This is a genomic window from Rhizobium sp. SSA_523 (genome assembly GCF_030435705.1).
GTDB lineage: Bacteria > Pseudomonadota > Alphaproteobacteria > Rhizobiales > Rhizobiaceae > Neorhizobium.
Genome location: NZ_CP129382.1, coordinates 339,824 through 360,371 on the forward strand (window position 1 = coordinate 339,824; position 20,548 = coordinate 360,371).

Consider the following 20,548-nt stretch of genomic DNA (forward strand, 5'->3'; position numbering starts at 1 on the left):
ACCGATGGGTCCGACTGTGGTTTTCTCCTCGCCGCAAACCAATATCGCTCCGGCGCGATCGATCCCTATCACCGACATTTGGTATAAGCCGGTTCAAGCCGTCAGGGGCAGGACGAAACTCGCACGGCCATCGGTTTCGGCGCCGCGGCCGATGGATTTGATCGCGGCACTCAGCCGTCCATTGCGGCCAAGCGCCCGGTCGCCGATCTCGATCAGCCGCGCATTCGGCGTCGCATGCGGCGCCACGGCCCGCAGCCTGGTGGCCAGGGCCACTTCATCCTGATCGGGATGAAGTGCAAGGGCGACGATCAGTGCCGCGGCAGGCGAGCGCGAGACGCCCATCCAGCAGTGAACGACAAGCGGTGCCGCCCGGTCCCAACTCTGCGCAAAACCGATCAGCTGCGCGACGTGATCTTCGCTCGGGGCGACGAGATCGCCCGTGCCGGCAAAGGCGATATCGTTCATCCGGAGGGTCAGGTGCCGCTCGGCGCGGATGACGCCCGGCCGGTGGAAATCCTGGCCATTGGCGATCAGGCTCACCATGTCCGTGGCGCGGTGGCGCACGGCGATTTCGGCAATGCTGGCGAGCGGGCAGACGATGATGGAACCCATCAGCCGGCGGCCTCCCGCCTGGCCCGGTCCAGTTCCGCAAAGCGCAGCAGGAAACAAGACTGCGCCTCCGTTGCGGCCATCGGCTCCACCGCCAGCATCTCGCGGGTGATTCCGCGGGGCGTGCCGAAGAAGCGGCGTGCTTCCTCCTGGGAAAAGCCGGCCAGTTCGGTGGCTTCGAAATAGGCGGCAATCGTATCCGCCTTCTTGATCTTCGTCTTCAACTCGCGCGAGGGATGCGGCGGCAGGCCGAACCGCAGATGGATGGCCGCCTCCAGCCGGTGCTCCACCGTCTTGTAGCCGCCGCCGACCACAGCCTTGAATGGCGAGATCATGTCGCCGATCACATATTCCGGCGCGTCATGCAGCAGGGTCATGCACAAATCGAGCGCGCTTGCCGTGGGATTGGCCAGGCGGAAGACCTGTTCCACGATCAGCGAATGCTGCGCGACGGAAAAGGCATGATCGCCACGCGTCTGGCCGTTCCAGCGGGCAACCCGCGCCAGGCCATGGGCGATATCGGCAATTTCGACGTCGAGCGGAGAGGGATCGAGCAGGTCGAGGCGGCGGCCTGACAGCATGCGTTGCCATGCCCGCAGGGAGGCAGTCTGGCTCACGGATGCCCCTCGGCCGGTTCGGTGGGAAAGGCAAGCCCGGTCCAGGCGGGCAGGGTCAGCGCGATCTCCATCCCGCCGGCAAGGATAGGCATTTCGGCGGCAAGCGCTTCCCCGACCCGGTCGATGCGCACGATCGCAAGGCCCTGTGCACCATCCACGGTGCCGAGACTGCCGAGCGGCTTTCCGCCGGCGGTAATTTCTGTGCCCGGTGCGGGAAGCGGCGACTGTGCGGCGACCTGCACGAGACGTCTGCGGGCCGTGCCGCGGTGCTGCATGCGCGAGACAACCTCCTGCCCGACATAGCAGCCCTTGCGGAAGGAAAGCCCGCCATTGAGGTCCAGCGTCACGTCATGGGGAAAGGCATCCTGTAACGGATAATCCTGACCGGCCAGGGCAAGGCCTGCCTGGATGCGCAGACGATTATACGCCTGAGCCGCGACAGGCTGCACCTCATCGGCTTGCGGCCCGCCGGCCTGGCGCTTGACGAGAATACCCGCCTTCTGGAAGGCCAGATCGATAACGCCTTGCGCATGCTTCGCCTCCTCACCCCAGACGACAAGCACGCCGGTGCCCGCCGGCGCAAGCGTGACGGCGGCGCGCAGCTTGTACATAGACAGCCGCTTGATCAGCGCTTCCTGCTGGGCGGTGTCGCATTCCAGGCGGAAACCCTCCAAATGGCGCCAGATCAGAAAGTCGAAGAGGATCTTGCCCTGAGGCGTCAGGAGGGCGCCAGGCCGCGCTTCGCCTTCCGGCATACCCTCGACATCCGTCGTGATCAGGTTGTGCAGGAAGCCTTGCGCATCCGCGCCGGCGATATCGATCAGGCTTCGGTCAGACAGGTGGATTGAAGGCATGAGATTGAGGTCCGCGTCGTTTCACGCCAGAGATAGGCCGGGCACGATCCGGGTGCAAGCGATGACGCCGGCAAGCCGGCGGCTGACCGATCAATCGCCGCCCGCAAAGAGCCGCCACCGGCCATCGACGGTGATGCCGATCCGGTAGAAATTATAATTATTCGTTTCCGCCATGGTCTCAAGATCGCCGGCGGTGATGATCCGCAGCAGCTCGACGCGCTCGGGAGCACTCAGGCTGTTGATCGGCTTGCCAACGAAATAGGGCCAGACATACATCTCATCGGGCGTGCCGATGCCGACATGCGCGGCTCCCGTCTGCAGGATGTCGAGCATGATCGCCAGGATTTCGAGACCCTGGGAATCACCCGAAAGGCTCTTGAAGGAGGCAACGGGATCGCCGCCATCGGCCTTCAGCTGCTCCATCACATCGGCATCGAAACTCATCAGCGGGCGCAGGCGCTCCGGATCGCCGGAGGCGGCAGCCTCGGTCAGCGCCTGCCGCATGGCCCGCACGGGCTCGGGAAGCGTCGACAGATCGTGGAGGATCTCGATGGACGCCTTTCCATCCTCGGAGGCGGAACCGGACACGCCCGTCTCCGGCGCGGCCGTTGCCGCCGGCGACTGGACAGTCGATCCGGGCACCGGCAGAGGCGCCGGCTGACTTTGCGAGGAAGGAGAAAGGCCGGGGCTTTGCGCAGCCGGAGCCGTTTCGCCGGACAGGGCGAAGGCCGCGGCCGGCAGGCAGGAGACAGAGGCCACGAAACCGGCCGCTGCGATCCGTCTGAGGGAAAAATGCCAGGCAGAGACGGGCATGAAACTGGGCCTCGTGATCTTACTGCACCGTCCGCTCGGGCGAGAACTCGCCGGCCAGCATGCGTGTGCGCAGCGATTCCAGCATGGCCTCGGCGCCTTCTTCGCCATGCAGACGAATCGTCTCGCGCATGGCAAGCGCTATCGCGGCGTCGGCAATGATCTCCGGCTCGATACCGTCTGCACGACCGTCAGCCCAGGCTTCACTCTGATATTCGAGCGCCACCTGCATCTTCTCATGCACGATCATGTCGTCGATGTCGTTGCGCGCTGTGTGCATTTTCATTCCTCTTGCAACGGAGGCCGGATGTTACCGGCACGTTAACAACTCTAGCAGCCTTTTATCAAAACGACACGCTTGCGGCGGAAAAGAGGTTAACAAAGCTCTAATTTCCATATCGCGCAGCAATTTCTGCCGCCAGTGTTGCTCCTTCGCGACGGTAGCGCTCTTCCGCCAGGCGGGTCGCTGCCGTGCAGGCAGTGTGGACGCCGGCAAAGGCCCTGAATCCACGGTTGAAGGACGCCGTCAGCTTCTCGCGTCGTTTCGGTTCGTTCAGCGTCTCGGCATCGAGCAGGGTCTGCATCGATGTCCGCCAGTCCGACGAATCGGCGCCGCAAAGCGTGCGCAGGTAGTGAACGGAGCCAAGGATTTCCGCAAGCCGCATCAGCTGGCCATCATAGGGCGGCGGCTTATCTTCTGTCGGTATGGTTACCGGCGGGGCGGGCGGGGCCGGCGTTGCTTTCTGGGCGAAAGCCGGGGGACAAAGCGCCAGCGCGCCGACAATCAGGGCAATGAGAAGGTGAGGGCGCATCATCTCCGGCTTCGCTCGGGCTTCGGCTTGACGCCTGGGTCTCGCGTCTGTGTTTGGCGTCTGGTTCAGGCCCGGCGTCTCGCTCGCCCGTGTGGCGGTCGGCATCTGTCGGGCCGCGTCAGGGTCGAGGCCGCGAGCGGTCCCAACTAGGGTCTGTAGCCTCATTTGCCGCGTCTCGAAAGTCTGTCCACGCAATCCAGCACGCTTGGCGGAACGGGCAGCGCCCGGATCTCGTCCGGCGTGAACCAGCCGGCATCGGCCGCATCGTCGGCGGCGATCGCCTGCGTTGCCGCATCGGCGCGCACGCAAAAGACCGAAAGGTGGAAATGGCTGGTCAGATCTCCTGCCTCATCGCGCGTCTCCAGATCATAGGTGGCGAAGAGTTCCGGATCCTGCGCCGCAATGCCGGTTTCCTCGGCAAATTCGCGCAAGGCCGTCTCCCCGGGTGTTTCGCCGGGCTCGGCGCGCCCTCCGGGAAAGGCATAGAGATCGGCGGAGGGCGGATTGCGCCGCCGAATCAGCAGAAAGCGGCCATCCCGTTCGAGAATGGCGGATGATGCGGCGTGTGGCCACGCGGTTGCGGTCGATTGCGTCGGGTCATTGGTCATGACCGCAAGGATAGGAGGTTTGCGCACTTGCGCAAGCCGGGCGCGTCTGCAACGACTGGGCAATGCGGACCTATCTTCTGTTTGCGGTGGCGGCACTCGCCGAGATTGCCGGCTGTTTTGCCGTCTGGGCCTGGTGGCGGCTGGACAAGCCCGTCTGGTGGCTCCTGCCCGGCGGGGCCTGCCTTGCCCTCTTTGCGCTCTGCCTGGCGCTGGTGGAAAGCGCCGCGGCCGGACGCACCTATGCGGCCTATGGCGGGATCTATGTCTGCGCCTCCATTCTCTGGCTCTATCTGATCGAGAGGCAGATGCCGGACCGCTTCGATATCGCCGGCGCGGCTCTCTGCTGTCTCGGTTGCGCCATCATCCTGTTCGGCCCGCGATCGGCGTGAGCCGCTCTGGGCCTTCGATCGGCGAAGCGCCGGAGAGAACGGTCCCCACCTATGCGACAAAGAGGGGCGCAAAAGGCCTTGGGCTTGACCACCCGTCATGCCGGTGCCATCTGATCCTGCATGTGCGGACGCTTTGCCCTGACAGCCACGCCGGAAGAGGTCGTCGAGTTCTTCAGCACCGTCTCGATCGATGATTTCCCGCAGCGATACAATATCGCGCCGACCCAGCCGATCCTTCTGGTCGCGGCCGGCGATCGCCCGGCGCCCGGCAGCAATCAGCCGGCGCGCAGCAGTCTTCTGGCGCGCTGGGGACTGCTGCCCGGCTGGGTGAAGGATCCGAAGGAGTTTCCGCTGCTCTTCAACGCGCGGGCCGAGACGGCCATCGAGAAGGCGTCCTTCCGGGCCGCCATGCGCCACCGGCGTGTTCTGGTGCCGGCCTCCGGCTATTACGAATGGCATCGGCCGGAAAAGGGCGGTGAGCAGAAACCGCAGGCCTATTGGATCCGCCCGAAGCGCGGACGACTGATCGCCCTTGCCGGGCTCCTCGAAACCTTCGCCTCTGCCGATGGATCGGAGCTGGATACCGCCGCCATCCTGACGACCAGCGCGAATGCAGGGCTGGCGCCCGTCCACGAGCGCATGCCGGTGGTGATCGATCCCCAGGATTTCGACCGCTGGCTGGATTGCAAGACGCAGGAACCGCGCGACGTGGCGGATCTCATGCGTCCGGCGCCGGACGATCTGCTGGAGGCTGTTCCCGTATCGGACCGGGTCAACAGCGTGGCCAATATGGGCCCGGACCTTCAGCTGGCGGTCGTGCCGGAAAATCCTCCATCCAGGCAAGAGGCGGCCGCCGGAAAAGACGAGGCCGGCCAGCTCTCGCTGTTCTGACCGGGGAGGCGCATGCCGCCGTCGCGTCAGCCCAGGCCCGGCTCACCGTCAAGGCCCAGGTTCGGCTCAGGCCGACTTCAGCGTCTTGCGCTTCAGCATCAGCGCAGCCGCGACAACGGCCTTGATGGCCAGCGGGCGCAGCGGGGCATGCAGGTCCTGCTTGGTCTGCAGGGAGGGTTTGGATTCGGTGGCCATGTCTCGTCCTCTGAAGCGCGACGCGAATCCGATATGAATTGCGTCCGGGCGCGCCAAATCATCAGAAAACAGGGCGGAATTTTGACGCAACGGAAGATCGCGCAAATTGCCTAAAATTTTTGCGGTTATTTGTTAACCTGTTGTTAAGAAAGCACAAAATTCCGCACTGCAAAATGGTTCCTCATGCCATTTCGCAATGCGGCAAGGATCTCAGATATTGGCGTGATCGTCCTCGATCGTCAGCGTTCCATATCGGCGTTTCCAGGCCCTGGCGCTCAAGGGCAGGATACACAGATAGGCGAGGGTGGTGATGGCCAAGACTTCCCAGGTGAAGCTCATCAGAAGCGCGACGTAAAGGACCACGATCAGCAGCACCGGCAGCATCAGGTCGCGGCGCACGCGCGTTTCGGATTTGCCGGACCAGACGGGCAGGCGGCTGACCAGCAGATAGCCGATGAGGATGGTATAGCCGGTCGCGGCATAGGCGAAGGCGCGGCTGTCGCCCATACCGAGAAAGCCGAGATAGACCGGCAGCATCACCAGCAGGGCGCCCATCGGCGCCGGCACGCCGACGAAGAACTCGCTTTGCCATTTCGCCTTGTATTCGCGGTCGGCCATGACATTGAAGCGCGCCAGCCGCAGGCCCGCGGCAATGGCATAGATGAGAGCCGCAATCCAGCCGATGGAGCCCACCCTGTCGAGCACGAAGACATAGAGGACAAGCGCCGGCGCAACGCCGAAATTGATGATGTCGGCCAGCGAATCCATCTGGACGCCAAATTTCGACGTAGCCTTCAGGGCCCGCGCCACACGCCCGTCGATCCCGTCGAGAAAGGCTGCCAGAAGCACCATGCCGACAGCCAGTTCGAAGCGGTTTTCGAAAGCCAGCCGGATCCCCGTCAGGCCCGCGCAGATGGCGAGCACGGTGATGAGGTTGGGAACCATCAGCCGGAGCGGGATCTCACGCAGCCTGGGGCCTCGGGCGGCATCGTCATCGGGCGGTTCCACGGGCGTGTCGGCGTGCATTGAATAACTCCGTCTTGGTTAGCTGCGGCGGCTGAGCATGGGTCCCTTGGTCGAACCGAATTCGGCAATCACCGTCTCGCCGCCGATGCAGCGCTGGCCGAGCGAGACGCGGGGCTGGCCGCCTTCCGGAACATAGATGTCGAGGCGCGAGCCGAAGCGGATGAGGCCGAAACGTTCGCCGGCATCGACCGGTTCGCTCTCATGCACGAAGCAGAGAATGCGCCGCGCCACGAGACCGGCAATCTGAACCACGCCGAGGCGGCCATGGCTCGTTTCGATGACAAGGCCATTGCGTTCATTGTCGGTGCTGGCCTTGTCCAGCTCGGCATTGACGAACTGGCCCGGCCGGTAGACGATCTTGGAGACGCGGCCGCGCGCCGGCGCCCGGTTGATATGGCAATCGAAGACATTCATGAACACGGAAATGCGCAGCATGGGCTCGATGCCGAGTTCCAGTTCGGCTGGGGGAATGACCATCTGCACCGACGAAACGCGGCCATCGGCCGGCGAGATGATGAGATCGTCGTCCTGCGGCACCATGCGCTCTGGATCGCGGAAGAAATAGGCACACCACAACGTGAGCACGAGACCAATCCAGAACAGCGGCTGGGCGATCAGTCCAAGCACGAGCGATGCTACGAAGAAGGCAATAACGAAAATATAGCCTTCCTTGTGGATCGGAACGAGCGTGTTGCGGATAGTGTCGAACAGATTGGACAACGGCGGTCTCCAGCAAGTCAGCGTCAGGGTTTGAAACCCAGCTGAGTACAGGCAAACGGATTTCGGGGCAATGCGGTTCCGGCGGGGCTGTGGACTCAAGCCAGTCCGAGAAAAACAACCAACAGGCGCGTGACGGAGAGCATCGTCTCGTCATCCAGTCGACCGAAGACCGGACCGATGCGGGGCGGCATGACGGCGAGAGGACGTCCTGATTTGCAGCATCGGCTGCTGCGACGGTCGTCGATGGCCAACGGAATTCCGCCATGGCTCAGGCGGCGTGGAGAACACGCACCTCAACCGATAACCCGGCTGCGACGATCATGTTGACCAGGCTGTCGAGGGCAAACAGATTGATCTTGCCCCGCAAGAGATCGGAGATCCGCGGCTGCGTCACGCCCAGATGGCGTGCTGCTTCGGCTTGTGTCCAATTTCTCGCGCGGATGTGTTTCTCAAGGGCGATCATCAGGGTCGAGCGAATGCGCATGTTCTCCGCCTCTTCCGGCGTATCCTCAATGGCATCCCAGACGCTGGCAAAACCATCTTCCGTCATGGCGTTCGCTCCTTCATCAGGTCCTCGTAGCGTTTGACGGCGAGAGACATATCGAGTTTCGACGTCTTTTGCGTCTTTTTCTGAAAGCAGTGCAGAATGTAGACAGCGTCCATCAACTTGGCGAGATAGATGACCCTGAATGCACCGGATCCGTCGCGGATCCTGATCTCTTGGACACCTTTCCCGACGCAGGTCATCGGCTTCCAGTCCGTCGGGTCTTGCCGCGCTCACACCGCCGGCTCCTTGCGCACCACCACGCCCAGATCGTCGCTTTCGCGCACCTGGCGCAGGTGCTCTTCCGCCTGGGTCGCCTCGCGCTGGCGGTTCCACATGGAGGCATAGAGGCCGTTCTGCTCCAAGAGCCCCGCATGCGTGCCGCGCTCGGCAATCTCTCCATGGCGCAGCACGATGATCTCGTCGGCATTGATGACGGTGGACAGGCGGTGGGCGATGACGAGCGTCGTGCGGTTTTGCGACACCACATCCAGCGCCGCCTGGATTTCCTGCTCCGTCGTCGTGTCCAGCGCCGAGGTCGCCTCGTCGAGGATGAGGATTGGCGGGGCCTTCAGTATGGTACGGGCGATAGCCACGCGCTGTTTTTCGCCGCCCGAAAGCTTCAGGCCGCGCTCGCCGACCATGGTCTGGAAGCCATCCGGCAATTGCCGGATGAAGGTGCCGATCTGCGCCACATCGGCCGCCGCCAGCATTTCCTCCTCGCTGGCCGACAGGCGGCCATAGCGGATATTGTAGGCGATCGTGTCGTTGAACAGCACGGTATCCTGCGGCACCATGCCGATGACGGCGCGCAGGCTCTTCTGGGTGACGGTACGCACATCCTGCCCGTCGATCTCCACCGCCCCGGACTGGATGTCGTAGAAACGGTAGAGCAGGCGCGAAATGGTGGATTTGCCGGCACCCGAGGGGCCGACGATTGCCACCGTCTTGCCGGCCGGCACATCGAAGGACACGCCCTTCAGGATCGGCCGTTCGGGGTCATAGGCGAAATGCACGTCGCGGAAGGTGATGCGGCCGTTCTCGATCGCCAGCGGCTTTGCGTCCGGCCGGTCCACGACCTCCGCCTCGACCTCCAGCAGATCGAACATCTGCTCGATATCGGTCAGGCCCTGGCGAATTTCGCGATAGACGAAGCCGATGAAGTTGAGGGGAACGGAGAGCTGGATGAGGAGGGCATTGACGAAGACGAAATCGCCGATCGTCTGCTCGCCGCGCTGGACGGCCAGTGCCGACATCACCATCATCACGGTGGTGCCGAGACCGAAGATCACGCCCTGGCCGAAGTTCAGCCAGCCGAGCGAGGTCCAGACCTGCGTGGCGGAGGTCTCGTAGCGCGCCATGGATTCATCGAAGCGCCTGGCTTCCATCTCCTCATTGCCGAAATATTTGACGGTCTCGAAGTTCAGGAGCGAATCGATCGCCTTGGTATTGGCCTCGGTATCGCTGGCATTCATGGAGCGGCGGATGGCAATGCGCCAGTCGGACGCCTTGACCGTGAACCAGATATAGGCCCAGACGGTCACGGCCGTGACCGCGACATAGGCAAAGCCATAGGAATACCAGAAGATGATTGCCGTCAGCACGAACTCGACAAGGGTCGGCACCGAGTTGAGGATGGTGAAGCGGACGATCGTCTCGATGCCCTTGGTGCCGCGCTCGATGATGCGCGAGAGCCCGCCCGTCTTGCGCTCCAGGTGGAACCGCAGAGACAGCTGGTGCATGTGCACGAAGGTCCGGTAGGCAAGCTGCCTGACCGCATATTGGCCGACGCTGGCAAACAGCGAATCCCGCAGCTGGTTGAGCCCGAGCTGCAGGACACGAGTGAGGTTATAGGCGATAACCAAGGCCACGGCACCCATCAGCAGAGCCGGCAGCAGGCCCGCCATGTCCAGCTTGCCGTTCAGCGCATCGGTCGCCCATTTGAAGAAATAGGGAACCGCCAGCAGCACGAATTTGGCGATGAAGAGAAAGAGCGTCGCCCAGACGACGCGCGCCTTCAGATCCGGGCGGCCGCTCGGCCACATATAGGGCCACAGATTCACCAGCGTGCCGAGCGGATTGCCTGAATCCGCCGAAACGGTCTTCTTTTTCTCTGCCATGAATGCCTCCGGAAGGAGGCTCTCACATAAGCCGGAGACGGGGCCAATGCAACGCCGCCGTCGAACCGCTGCCGCGAAAGGCCGGGCGCCGGCCTTTTCCCGTCAGCCTCTGGTGAAGCGGCGGTGAATTTTCTCCGCCTCGTCGTCCGGCAGCGAATCCTTCGGCACGCCGAAGATCTGCCCGGGCTCGATCCTGTTCGGGTTGGAGATCTGCTGCTGATTGGCAATGTAGATCGTCGTGTAGCGAACACCCTGGCCGTAAATGCGCCGCGAAATCTGCCAGAGCGTATCGCCGCGGCGAATGATCACGGAGGCGGATTCGCTCTGCGTCAGCGGCGCCTGGGCAATGGTCTTGGGTCCGCTCTGCTCCTGCGCGGCAACGCCGGCCTGCGGCAGCGGCGCCTCCTGGACGGGGGGAGCCGTGCCAACAATGCCGGCAATCATTTCCGACAAGGAGGCCAGTCCCTTGCCCAGTCCCACGACATCCCGCGGCAGCGCATCCAGAGCCTTCAAGGCATCCATGGCGCCCTTGGCGGCGTCGGTCACGATGGCATTGGCATTGGCATCCGCATCGGCGGGCAGGCGGTATTCGGCAAGCGAACGCAGGGCGATCGCGGTTGCCGAACGCGCAGCAGCGACCTGCTCCACGGAAGGCGTGGCGCCGCCGGCATAGAGCGCCTGCAGCAGCTGGAAGGCTTTCGCCACCTCGTTGCGCAGCTTGTCGAAGGCTCCCTCGTCGATAGGGCTGAGGGCAGGGGCCGCAGCCGCGGCGGACGGGGTCGCGACAGCCGCGATCTGGTCGCCTGCAGGACGGTTGAACGGCACTTCGACCCGCACGACCGCCTTGCCGGATGCGTCCAGCTGGTCGACGGCGATGCGATGGGAGCCGACCGGCAGATCCATGATGCCGTCGATCACGAAATGTCCGTCGCTGCCGGCCTTGGCCTCGCCGATGACACTGTCATTGGCATAGCCGCGCAGCTGCGACGAGGGTTTGCTGAGGCCGGCAATGAACAGATGATTGCCTTCGATCTCCACGGCACTGACCTGCAGTTCCGGCGTGCCGGCAGCGGCGGCCGGTGCCGTGCCTGCCGTGCCTGCCGCGCCTGCCGCCGCCGGGGCGGATGCCGTTTCCATCTGCTTTTGCGGGTCTGCCGCAGCCGGTTCATTGGCAGCCGGCGCGTTTGTCGCGGCATCTGCCGGACCGGTTGCGTCCGGCTGTGCCGGTGGCATGGCCGGCTCCTGCATGACCGGAGGCGGAACGATGGCTGCCGTGTCCGTTGGTCCCGCGGTGACCCGTTCGGCCTTGGCCACTTCATTGATCTTGGGCATGGCGATGATTCGGCTTGCCGTTCCCGGCTTGCTGACCATGGCCAGAAGCTCGCCGCCCTTCAGTTTCGGTACGGAGACGGTGGCGATTTCCTCCGAAATGACGGTGCGCCCATCTTCCGAGGTTGCCTTCAAAACAAGCTGGTGATCGCCGGGCGGCAAGGGTGCCTGCGGAATGGCGACGAATTCGCCGGCGTGATCGACGCTTGTCATGGCGATGGTCTGGACCTGATCGGCGACTTCCAATCTGGATTTCGGCTCGGCGCGGCCGGCAATCACGGTGGAACCATCCGGCTCGACGCGCAGAACGTCGAATGTCGGGATGACCAGCGGCCGCTGGTCGGCCGTCGAAGGCTTGGCCATTTTCACCGCGGGTGCGGGAGAAGGCAGCGTATCGGTCCTGGTGGTCGTGCCTGCGGCCTTGTCGGGCGTGGGATCGACGAGTTCGCGGGCGGCATCGCCTCCCAGCGTCACGGCGTCCTTGACCTCGCGTCCCGCGGCATTGATGGCCTCTCCCACCGGCTGTCGTTCCGGCGAAAGATGCGGCATCACGAAAAACACCATCAATAGGGTCGCTACGGCAAGCACCGATAGCGCGAGCCATCCCGCGCGATTGTTCAACATCAGATCTCTCCAGACGGAATACCGCCAACTGCAATAGGAATTACAGGTTTCACGCCTTCTTAACAAGGTTTTACAGGCCTTTGCGCTTGCCCGATGCTTGATTTCCCGTCACTTTTGACAGAGGTGCGACGCAAAGCGAGAGCACCCGACAGTGCAAACCGGAGAAACCTGTGTCAATTCGATCCATCTGTGTTTACTGCGGCTCCCAGCCGGGCCGCGATACCGCCTATGTTGCCGCCGGGCGTGAGCTTGGCAAATCCATCGCCCAGCACGGCGCCCGACTCGTCTATGGCGGCGGCACCAAGGGCATCATGGGGGCGGTTGCCTCGGGCGTTCTGTCCAATGGCGGCGAAGTCACGGGAATCATCCCCGAGTTTCTTGTCGACATGGAGGCAACGCGGCATTCTCTCGGACAGTTGAACGAGCTGATCATCACCGCCGACATGCATGAGCGCAAACACAAGATGTTCGAACGCGCCGATGCCTTCGTGACGCTGCCGGGCGGCATCGGCACGCTGGAGGAAATCGTCGAGATCATGACCTGGGCGCAGCTCGGGCGCCACCGCAAGCCCATGGTGTTTGCCAATATCGGCGGCTTCTGGGATCCGATGCTGCAATTGATCGAGCACATGAAGCGGCAGGGCTTTATCCACAGCGCCAATCTCGTCCAGCCGCTGGTGATCGGTTCGGTGGAGGAGATCGTCCCGGCCATTATGGATGCCTGGAGCGAAATGCCGGTCGATGAGGGCAACGAGGCCGTCATTGCACGCCTTTAGGTCTGCTTCGCGGGCCGAAGCAGTAAGGCAAGGATCGGTCGATGAAGGGATGGGCCGAGGAATCGACTTGTCTGCGAGCGTGCCCTTTCGACAAGGGGCGCTCTCAAGGCTCAGCGGGCGCGGTAGTTCCGCAGCATGGAAAACGTGTAGAGCGCCAGGGCCGACCAGATGAGAATGAAGGCCGAGAGCTTTACCGGGTTCATCGGCTCGCGGAAGACGAAGACTGCGATCAGGAAGATGATCGTCGGCGTGATATATTGCATGATGCCGATGGTGGAGAGCCGCAGCAGCTTGGCGGCATTGGCATAGATCATCAGCGGAATGGCCGTCGCCACGCCGGCCGCAGCCAGAAGCCAGGTATCGGCCTGCGTGCCGTGGGTGAAATGGCCGCTGCCATTGGCCTCCAGCCACAGGATATAGGGAAGGGCCGGCACCGAGAGCAGCGCCACTTCCAGGAAGAAGCCCTGATTGGGGCCGACCGGCAGCGTCTTGCGCAGCAGCGCATAAAGGCCCCAGCTGAAGGTCAGCGTGAGCGAGATCCAGGGCAGGCGGCCGGCATCGAAGGTCAAGATCCCGACGGCGATGAAGGCAAGCGCGATCGCCACCATCTGGGTGCGGGCCAGCCGCTCCTTCAGGATGATCGCACCGAGCAGAATGCTGAAAAGGGGATTGATGAAATAGCCGAGCGCGCCCTCGATGGCATGGCCGGAGCCGACGGCATAGACGTAGGTCACCCAGTTCACCGTGATCAGCGAGGCCGTCACGATGGCCATGATCAGCGTGCGCGGCGAGCGGAACGCCGCCTTGATATCGCCGAATCGCCTGGTGATCAGGAGAATGATGGCCGCGCAGGGCAGCGACCAGATCACCCGGTGCGCCAGGACCTCGAAGGGCGAGATATGGCCGAGCGCCTTCAGATACAGCGGCAGAAAGCCCCAGATGCCATAGGCCGCCAGCGCATAGGCAAAACCTTGCGGCGTATCACCCGTCTGCTGCACCGGAACTGCGGTTTCTGTCGACATCTTGCTACGATCCTCTGCTGATATGGCTCCTCTTATGCCGGATTGGCTGTAACTGCCAATTCATTCGCTTGCTGCTTGCATCACTGCAAAGCATCGCCCATCGTGAGGGAAGCAGGGCAGCGGCCAGGTCGACGAAGCGCCGGCCGGGCTGCAGGGAAACCGTCAGACCGTCCGTGCAGCGTCGAAAGGCTGCCCGGCGCTTTGCCATGGAGGCTCGACATGAGCGATAACCCCATTCATCGCCGGCTCTTTGCCCAGCAGATGCTGGCGCGAGCTTTCGTTCAACGGGACGAGCGGCTTCTCACCGCCATGAGCCGCGTGTCGCGCGAGGCCTTTGCCGGGCCGCCGCCCTGGTATATCCGCGACCAGGAGGGCTACCGGGCATTGCCCTCCGAGGATCCGCTGGTGCTCTACCAGGACGTGCTGATCGGCCTCGACATGGCGCGCGCCATCAACAATGGCAGCCCGTCGCTGCATGTGGGCCTGCTGCACAAGGCGGCTGTCCAGGAGGGGGAGCATGTCGTGCATCTGGGCGCCGGCAGCGGCTATTACTCGGCAATCCTGGCCGAACTCGTCGGCCCGTCCGGTCAGGTCACGGCAGTGGAATATGATGCGAAGCTGGCAGACATGGCCAAGGCCGCCCTGGCATCCTACAAGCATGTGCAGGTGGTGCATGGCAGCGCCTTCGACTGGCCGCGCGAGAAGGCGGATGTCATCTATGTCAATTTCGCGCTCGATCATCCGCCGGCGCGCTGGGTCGATAATCTCTACCTGAACGGCCGGCTGATCTTCCCCTTCGGCGTGCCTGCCCAGGATGCCTCCGGCGGCCGCACGGGGGTGACCGCGCGCGCCGGCATGCTGATGATCGAACGCCGGACCGCGGGTTTCGAGGCCCGCTTCCTGCAGGGCGTGAGCTTCATCTGGGCCGAGGGGCTGGAGGAGGTGGCCGGGCGCCACGAGAGCGTGATGCGCGCGTTTCGCAGCGGCGGACATGGCAAGATCCGCAGCCTGCGCTGGGGAGTGCAGGCACCCCATCGCCAGCCAGCCAATGGAAATGCACCAGATGAACAGGCATCGGCTGCGCAGGAATGGTATGGCGAGGAAAGCTGGGGGCTCTCCTTCGACATGCTCTGATATTATTCGGCGGCCAGCCGCCCCGCCATGTGGCGGTTCTTCATCAGCTTGTAGACGATCGAATCGATCAGCGCCTGGAAAGAGGCATCTATGATGTTTTCCGATACGCCGACCGTCCACCAGCGGCTGCCGTCGCCATCCATGGATTCGATCAGGACGCGGGTTATCGCCTCGGTGCCGCCGTTGAGGATGCGCACCTTGTAATCCACGAGTTCGAGATCCTCGATCTCCCGGTTGAATTTACCGAGATCCTTGCGCAGCGCCAGGTCCAGCGCGTTGACCGGTCCATCGCCCTCGGCCACCGACATGACCCGCTCGCCATCGATGACCAGCCGCACCACCGCCTCCGACACCGTCTTCATCTGGCCATTGGCATCGAAGCGGCGCTCGACCATGACCCGGAAGCCGTCAATCTCGAAGAAGGACGGAATGGTTCCAAGGGTCCGGCGGGCCAGAAGCTCGAAACTGGCATCCGCGCCCTCATAGGCATAGCCCTCCGCCTCGCGCTCCTTGACAAGCGAGATCAGCCGGTCGAGCCGCGGATCGTCCTTGCCGACCTGGATGCCGCGCCGCTTCAACTCGTTCAGGAAATTGGCCTTGCCGCCCTGATCCGAGACCATGACCTTGCGCAGATTGCCGACCGATTCCGGCTCGACATGTTCGTAGGTGCGCGGATCCTTCAGGAGCGCCGAGGCATGGATGCCCGCCTTCGTGGCGAAGGCCGAAGCGCCGACATAGGGGCTTTGATGGTTGGGCGAACGGTTCAGCAGTTCGTCGAAGGCATGCGAAAGCTGCGTCAGGCCGGTCAGGCCTTCGGCATCGATGCTGGTTTCGAAGCGATCCTTGTAGACGGGCTTCAACGAAAGCGTCGGGATCAGCGTCACGAGATTGGCATTGCCGCAGCGCTCGCCAATTCCGTTCAGCGTGCCCTGGATCTGCCTTGCGCCGGCTTCTACCGCAGCAAGCGAATTGGCAATGGCCTGGCCGGTATCGTCATGGGCGTGGATGCCGAGCCGATCGCCCGGAATGCCAGCCTGGATGACGCGGGAGACGATCTCCCGGATCTCGCTTGGCTGGCTGCCGCCATTGGTGTCGCACAGCACGATCCAGCGTGCTCCGGCATCCAGGGCGGTCCTGGCACAGGCCAGCGCATAGTCCGGATTAGCCTTGAAGCCATCGAAGAAATGCTCGCAATCGACCATGGCCTCGCGGCCGCTGGCAATGGCCGCCTCCACGCTTTCGCGTATCGATTGAAGATTCTCCTCGTTCGAACAGCCAAGGGCCACGCGAACATGATAGTCCCAGCTTTTGGCGACGAAACAGATGACGTCGCTTTTCGCCTGCAGCAGCGTCGCCAGGCCCGGATCATTGGCCGCCGATACGCCGGCGCGCTTGGTCATGCCGAAGGCGACGAATTTCGCCTGGCGCGTGCGCTTGCTCGCAAAGAAGGCCGTATCCGTCGGATTGGCGCCCGGATAGCCGCCTTCGACATAGTCGATGCCGAAATCGTCGAGCAGCTTCGAAATGGCAATCTTGTCCTCGACGGAAAAGTCGATGCCGGGCGTCTGCTGCCCGTCCCGCAACGTCGTGTCGAAGAGATAGATCTTCTCGCGTGTCATGTTCGTGCCGCTCCCTGGCATGTCCTGTAGAGACCGTGGCTACCCCCTCTGCCCGGCAGGGTAGAGGGGGTAGAACACTTCCTCATTCGTCTCAGTTCTTTCCCGCAAACCTGTCCGTTGCCCGGACGAGGCAATCCAGGATGCCGGGCTCGGTCAGCGCATGGCCGGCGCCTTCGACGATCATCAGTTCGGCGTCGGTCCAGCGCTTCGAAAGGTCCCAGGCGTATTTCAGCGGGCAGGGCATGTCGTAGCGGCCATGCACGATGACGCCGGGAATGCCCTGAAGCTTATGCGCATCGCGCAGCAACTGGCCCTCTTCCAGCCATCCGGCATGCATGAAGTAATGGTTCTCGATACGGGCGAAGGCGATGGCATAATGATCCTCGCCGAAGCTGTCGATCTGCGCCGGATCCGGGATCAGCGATATGGTCGACCCCTCCCAGCGGCTCCAGGCCTTGGCGAATCTGAGCTTCTCCGCTTCGTCCGTCCCTGTCAGGCGGCGATGATAGGCGGCCATCATCTCGTGGCGTTCGGCCTCCGGCACCGGCGCCAGGAACTCCTCGAAACGATCGGGATACATTTGCGAGACGCCGAACTGGTAGTACCAGTCGAGTTCGGCCCTGGTCAGCGTATAGATGCCGCGGACCAGAAGTTCCGTCACCCGCTCGGGATGCGTCTCGGAATAAGCCAGCGCCAGCGTCGAGCCCCAGGAGCCGCCGAACACCATCCAGCGCTCCACCCCGATCATCTCGCGCAGCCGCTCGATATCGGCCACCAGATGCCAGGTGGTGTTCGCCTCAAGGCAGGCATGCGGCGTCGAGCGGCCGCAGCCGCGCTGGTCGAACAGCAGCACGTCGTAAAGCGCCGGATCGAAGACGCGGCGCTGGTTGGGATTGCAGCCGCCGCCCGGCCCGCCATGCAGAAAGACCGCCGGCTTGGCGCCCCTGGTTCCAACCCTCTCCCAGTAGATCTGATGGCCGTCGCCGGCATCCAGCATGCCGGTTTCATAAGGTTCGATCTCGGGATAATAGCTGCGCAATTGGCTCATCTCAGTCTTCCTTGGGCGGCCATTCGGCCGTGTCGTGGTCGGGATGCTGGAAGCTCTCGATGGAGGCGAAGAAGGCTTCCATTTCGGGGCTGGTGAAGGCGGGCTTGTCGAACAGCCGGTCGATCCAGGGCAGGCGCTTGTCGTGGTTTACCTGAACCTGCGGCTCCAGCTGTTCGGGATGGTCGAAGGCGCCGATCGCCAGCTCCACCCCGCCGGGATGATGATAGGTGAGCGGCGTGCCGCAGCGGTTGCAGAAGCCGCGATGCACCTTGGCCGAGGATCGGAACAGGCTCGGCTGGCCGCGCGTCCACGACAGATGCGCCTGGTCGGCCGTGACGAAGGCGCCGAAGAAATGGCCGAACTGTTTCTGGCACATGCGGCAGTGGCAGATCGAGGGCCGGCCGAGCTTGCCTGCCCGAAACCGCACCGCGCCGCACTGGCAACCGCCGGTAAATTCTCCTTCCATTCCACTCTCCTAGGTCTGGCTTACATAGAGGACAATGCCGATGGTGATCGCGGCAAGCAGCAGGCCCTTGCCGATCAGTCCGTAGAGCAGCCATTTCGGCATTTTGAGATTGGCGTTCGGCTTGAGGTTGGCGTTCGGCTGCGTCACGGCGTGCCCTCCGGCGGCCATTCGGCCGTGTCGTGGTCGGGATGCTGGTTGGAGACGACATCCGGCAGAAAGGGTGCGTCGTCAAGATCGTCCAGCGTGGCGCGGGCCGGCAGCGCCGGGATGCGATCGGCGAAATCCAGTCTGCATTCGATGCCGAACTGGATGGTCGGCGGCAGGCGGCCGGGCGTGTCGAAGGCGCCGGCTGCCAGTGACAGGCCGTCCGGCGCCTCATAGGTCAGCGGCGTGCCGCAATTCTCGCAAAAACCGCGCTGGACGAAGTTCGAGGAGGCGAACCGCTTGGGCGCGCCGCGGGTCCAGGTCACGCGTGCCGTGCCGACCGCCACCAGCGGTGCGTAATAGGCGCCAAAGGCCTTCTGGCACATGCGACAGTGGCAGACGGACACATCCTTCGGCACACCGTCCATGCGGAACCGCACCGCGCCGCACTGGCAACCGCCGGTATGGATCTCGCTCATGCTCGTCTCCTTCTGCCTCCACATTCAGTCGCTCTATGCCCGGCTGGTAAGATTCCTGTCACGCCCTCATCCGCCCTCCGGGCACCTTCTCCCCGAGGGGAGAAGGGACAGATGGCAACCGCCTCTCGCGTATCTCAACCGTCTGCCTCTGCATGACGGCGGCGCGGACATCGCGGCGATGCGGCCCTTTCTCCCTTCTCCCCTCGGGGAGAAGGTGCCCGAAGGGCGGATGAGGGGGCTGCTCCCTCTGATATCCGCTGTCCAAATGGTCCTACCGCTTCATCTCCCAGCTTGTGATCCGCTCGCCGGTTTCCTTGTCCTTGCCGTCCTTCAGCTGGATGCCCTTTTCCGCAAGTTCGTCGCGGATGCGGTCGGCCTCGGCAAAATTCTTCGCCTTCAGGAGTTCGAGACGCATTGCGATCAGCGCGTCGATGCCGGCGGCGATCGCCTCATCGACCTCTGTCGGTTCCGGCAAAAGGCCGAGCAAGGCGGCAGAGGCGGCAAAGCGCGCTGTGGCCTGCGCATCCGTATGCGAGGCCTGGGCCAGGGCATGCAGCGCCTGGATGGCCGCCACCGTATTCAGATCGTCGGCCAGGGCGTCGAGCACGGCCGGATTGGGTTCGGCATCGCCCGGCTCTGCCACCGGCCATTTGGCAAGCAGGCTCGCCGCCTCTTCCAGCCGCTTGACGGAAAAGTCGATCGGCTCGCGATAATGCGTCATCAGCATGGCCAGCCGCAGAACCTCGCCCGGCCAGGCGCGCCCGCCGAACCTCTCGGTTTCCAGAAGCTCGTTGATGGTGACGAAATTGCCCTCCGACTTCGACATCTTGCGGCCTTCCACCTGCACGAAGCCGTTATGCATCCAGACATTGGCCATGACATGCGTGCCGTGGGCGCAGCGCGATTGCGCGATCTCGTTTTCATGATGCGGGAAGATCAGGTCCAGCCCGCCGCCATGAATGTCGAAGGTCTCGCCGAGATAGCGGGCGCTCATGGCCGAGCATTCGATATGCCAGCCCGGCCGGCCGCGGCCCCAGGGACTGTCCCAGCCGGGCTCGTTATGGCCGGACGCCTTCCACAGCACGAAATCGCCCGGATTCTTCTTGTGCGCATCGACGGCGATGCGGGCGCCGGCCTGCTGCTCGTCCAGCGGCCGCTTGGAGAGCTGGCCGTAATCGGCCATCGACCGCGTGTCGAAGAGCACTTCGCCTTCGGCCGCATAGGCATGGCCGCGGGCAATCAGCTTTTCGATGATGTCGATCATCTGGGCGATATTGTCGGTCGCGCGCGGCTGAACCGTTGGCTCGAGGCAGCCGAGCGCCGTCGCATCCGCCTGGAACTGCGCCTCGGTCCGCTCTGTCACCGCGCGGATCGCCTCGTTCAGCGGAAGGCCTGGATGATCCCTCAGCGCCCGCGCGTTGATCTTGTCGTCGACATCGGTGATGTTGCGGGCATAGGTGACGTGGCTGTCGCCATAGAGGTGGCGCAGCAGCCGATAGAGCACGTCGAAGACGATCACCGGCCGCGCATTGCCGATATGCGCGAAATCATAGACGGTCGGGCCGCAGACATACATGCGCACATTGTTCGGGTCGAGCGGCTGGAACTCCGCCTTCTCGCGGGTCAACGTGTTGTAGAGCTTGAGCATGCGGCTCATGAAGTGGTCTCCCGAAACGGACTGGAACCGGCCGGACCGGTTCAGTGTCTTCTTG

The 20,548-nt window shown here is 63.5% G+C and carries 24 protein-coding genes and 1 pseudogene; 4 read left to right on the top strand and 21 right to left on the bottom strand.

Going from position 1 to position 20,548, the window contains the following annotated elements; all coding sequences use genetic code 11:
* Positions 1 to 93: 93 nt before the first annotated feature.
* From QTJ18_RS09870 to QTJ18_RS09900, 7 genes are all read right to left on the bottom strand, one after another.
* Positions 94 to 612: a tyrosine phosphatase family protein gene (locus tag QTJ18_RS09870; RefSeq protein ID WP_252751586.1), complete on the bottom strand. Its 519-nt coding sequence runs from the start codon at positions 610 to 612 to the stop codon at positions 94 to 96.
* Complete coding sequence (locus tag QTJ18_RS09875) at positions 612 to 1,190, bottom strand: HD family hydrolase (protein ID WP_252751898.1); 579 nt, start codon at positions 1,188 to 1,190, stop codon at positions 612 to 614. The genes QTJ18_RS09870 and QTJ18_RS09875 overlap by 1 nt, the downstream gene beginning before the upstream one ends.
* A gap of 32 nt (positions 1,191 to 1,222) precedes the next feature.
* A complete protein-coding gene (ygfZ, locus tag QTJ18_RS09880; protein ID WP_252751585.1) occupies positions 1,223 to 2,080 on the bottom strand; it encodes a CAF17-like 4Fe-4S cluster assembly/insertion protein YgfZ in 858 nt (285 codons plus the stop codon).
* Between the two features lie 90 nt (positions 2,081 to 2,170).
* On the bottom strand, positions 2,171 to 2,893 hold the full coding sequence (locus tag QTJ18_RS09885; RefSeq protein WP_252751584.1) for a hypothetical protein: 723 nt from the start codon (positions 2,891 to 2,893) through the stop codon (positions 2,171 to 2,173).
* Between the two features lie 19 nt (positions 2,894 to 2,912).
* Entirely contained in the window at positions 2,913 to 3,170 is a 258-nt protein-coding gene (locus QTJ18_RS09890; RefSeq protein WP_252751583.1) for a hypothetical protein, read from the bottom strand.
* Between the two features lie 106 nt (positions 3,171 to 3,276).
* A complete protein-coding gene (locus QTJ18_RS09895; RefSeq protein ID WP_252751582.1) occupies positions 3,277 to 3,705 on the bottom strand; it encodes a TIGR02301 family protein in 429 nt (142 codons plus the stop codon).
* 158 nt (positions 3,706 to 3,863) lie between these two features.
* Positions 3,864 to 4,310 (bottom strand): NUDIX hydrolase, encoded by a 447-nt coding sequence (locus QTJ18_RS09900; protein WP_252751897.1) that lies wholly within the window; start codon positions 4,308 to 4,310, stop codon positions 3,864 to 3,866.
* A gap of 62 nt (positions 4,311 to 4,372) precedes the next feature.
* Between QTJ18_RS09900 and QTJ18_RS09905 the strand changes: the two genes are divergently transcribed.
* Both QTJ18_RS09905 and QTJ18_RS09910 read left to right on the top strand, forming a co-directional pair.
* Positions 4,373 to 4,699, top strand: coding sequence for a YnfA family protein (locus QTJ18_RS09905; RefSeq protein WP_252751581.1), 327 nt, complete (start codon positions 4,373 to 4,375; stop codon positions 4,697 to 4,699).
* A gap of 120 nt (positions 4,700 to 4,819) precedes the next feature.
* Positions 4,820 to 5,590, top strand: coding sequence for an SOS response-associated peptidase (locus QTJ18_RS09910; protein WP_252751580.1), 771 nt, complete (start codon positions 4,820 to 4,822; stop codon positions 5,588 to 5,590).
* Between the two features lie 66 nt (positions 5,591 to 5,656).
* Here QTJ18_RS09910 and QTJ18_RS09915 read toward each other — a convergent pair whose 3' ends face one another.
* The 7 genes and pseudogenes from QTJ18_RS09915 to QTJ18_RS09945 all read right to left on the bottom strand — a co-directional run bounded on the left by QTJ18_RS09915 (position 5,657) and on the right by QTJ18_RS09945 (position 12,148).
* Positions 5,657 to 5,785, bottom strand: coding sequence for a hypothetical protein (locus tag QTJ18_RS09915; RefSeq protein ID WP_289851976.1), 129 nt, complete (start codon positions 5,783 to 5,785; stop codon positions 5,657 to 5,659).
* Positions 5,786 to 5,995: 210 nt separating this feature from the next.
* The gene (gene pssA, locus QTJ18_RS09920) at positions 5,996 to 6,811 is read right to left on the bottom strand and encodes a CDP-diacylglycerol--serine O-phosphatidyltransferase (protein WP_252751579.1); all 816 of its coding nucleotides are present in this window, start codon (positions 6,809 to 6,811) and stop codon (positions 5,996 to 5,998) included.
* Between the two features lie 18 nt (positions 6,812 to 6,829).
* Positions 6,830 to 7,531, bottom strand: a complete 702-nt coding sequence (locus QTJ18_RS09925) for a phosphatidylserine decarboxylase (RefSeq protein WP_252751578.1) — start codon at positions 7,529 to 7,531, stop codon at positions 6,830 to 6,832.
* A 268-nt stretch (positions 7,532 to 7,799) separates the two neighbouring features.
* Positions 7,800 to 8,081 (bottom strand): helix-turn-helix domain-containing protein, encoded by a 282-nt coding sequence (locus QTJ18_RS09930; RefSeq protein WP_252751577.1) that lies wholly within the window; start codon positions 8,079 to 8,081, stop codon positions 7,800 to 7,802.
* Positions 8,078 to 8,299: pseudogene (locus QTJ18_RS09935) on the bottom strand (type II toxin-antitoxin system RelE/ParE family toxin); the annotation flags it as partial. The pseudogene QTJ18_RS09935 and the gene QTJ18_RS09930, both read right to left, overlap by 4 nt.
* 9 nt (positions 8,300 to 8,308) lie before the next feature.
* Positions 8,309 to 10,195, bottom strand: coding sequence for an ABCB family ABC transporter ATP-binding protein/permease (locus QTJ18_RS09940; protein WP_252751576.1), 1,887 nt, complete (start codon positions 10,193 to 10,195; stop codon positions 8,309 to 8,311).
* 102 nt (positions 10,196 to 10,297) lie between these two features.
* Positions 10,298 to 12,148: a LysM peptidoglycan-binding domain-containing protein gene (locus QTJ18_RS09945; protein ID WP_252751575.1), complete on the bottom strand. Its 1,851-nt coding sequence runs from the start codon at positions 12,146 to 12,148 to the stop codon at positions 10,298 to 10,300.
* A gap of 170 nt (positions 12,149 to 12,318) precedes the next feature.
* On the opposite strand from QTJ18_RS09945, the gene QTJ18_RS09950 reads away from it, so the two are divergent.
* Positions 12,319 to 12,924, top strand: a complete 606-nt coding sequence (locus QTJ18_RS09950; protein ID WP_252751574.1) for an LOG family protein — start codon at positions 12,319 to 12,321, stop codon at positions 12,922 to 12,924.
* Positions 12,925 to 13,034: 110 nt separating this feature from the next.
* Here the strand turns inward: QTJ18_RS09950 and rarD are convergent, their stop codons facing one another.
* Positions 13,035 to 13,946 (bottom strand): EamA family transporter RarD, encoded by a 912-nt coding sequence (gene rarD, locus QTJ18_RS09955; RefSeq protein ID WP_252751573.1) that lies wholly within the window; start codon positions 13,944 to 13,946, stop codon positions 13,035 to 13,037.
* Between the two features lie 219 nt (positions 13,947 to 14,165).
* Here rarD and QTJ18_RS09960 point away from each other — a divergent pair, with 219 nt between their 5' ends.
* The gene (locus QTJ18_RS09960; protein ID WP_252751572.1) at positions 14,166 to 15,080 is read left to right on the top strand and encodes a protein-L-isoaspartate O-methyltransferase family protein; all 915 of its coding nucleotides are present in this window, start codon (positions 14,166 to 14,168) and stop codon (positions 15,078 to 15,080) included.
* Between the two features lie 2 nt (positions 15,081 to 15,082).
* Here the strand turns inward: QTJ18_RS09960 and cimA are convergent, their stop codons facing one another.
* The 6 genes from cimA to cysS form a co-directional block, all read right to left on the bottom strand.
* Positions 15,083 to 16,699, bottom strand: a complete 1,617-nt coding sequence (gene cimA / locus QTJ18_RS09965; RefSeq protein WP_252751571.1) for a citramalate synthase — start codon at positions 16,697 to 16,699, stop codon at positions 15,083 to 15,085.
* A gap of 91 nt (positions 16,700 to 16,790) precedes the next feature.
* Entirely contained in the window at positions 16,791 to 17,747 is a 957-nt protein-coding gene (pip, locus tag QTJ18_RS09970) for a prolyl aminopeptidase (protein ID WP_252751570.1), read from the bottom strand.
* Between the two features lies 1 nt (position 17,748).
* Positions 17,749 to 18,213, bottom strand: a complete 465-nt coding sequence (locus QTJ18_RS09975) for a GFA family protein (RefSeq protein WP_252751569.1) — start codon at positions 18,211 to 18,213, stop codon at positions 17,749 to 17,751.
* 9 nt (positions 18,214 to 18,222) lie between these two features.
* The gene (locus tag QTJ18_RS09980) at positions 18,223 to 18,360 is read right to left on the bottom strand and encodes a hypothetical protein (RefSeq protein ID WP_252751568.1); all 138 of its coding nucleotides are present in this window, start codon (positions 18,358 to 18,360) and stop codon (positions 18,223 to 18,225) included.
* Complete coding sequence (locus QTJ18_RS09985; RefSeq protein ID WP_252751567.1) at positions 18,357 to 18,836, bottom strand: GFA family protein; 480 nt, start codon at positions 18,834 to 18,836, stop codon at positions 18,357 to 18,359. Before QTJ18_RS09985 ends, QTJ18_RS09980 begins: the two co-directional genes overlap by 4 nt.
* Before the next feature lie 271 nt (positions 18,837 to 19,107).
* The gene (cysS, locus tag QTJ18_RS09990; protein WP_252751566.1) at positions 19,108 to 20,493 is read right to left on the bottom strand and encodes a cysteine--tRNA ligase; all 1,386 of its coding nucleotides are present in this window, start codon (positions 20,491 to 20,493) and stop codon (positions 19,108 to 19,110) included.
* Positions 20,494 to 20,548: the final 55 nt, after the last annotated feature.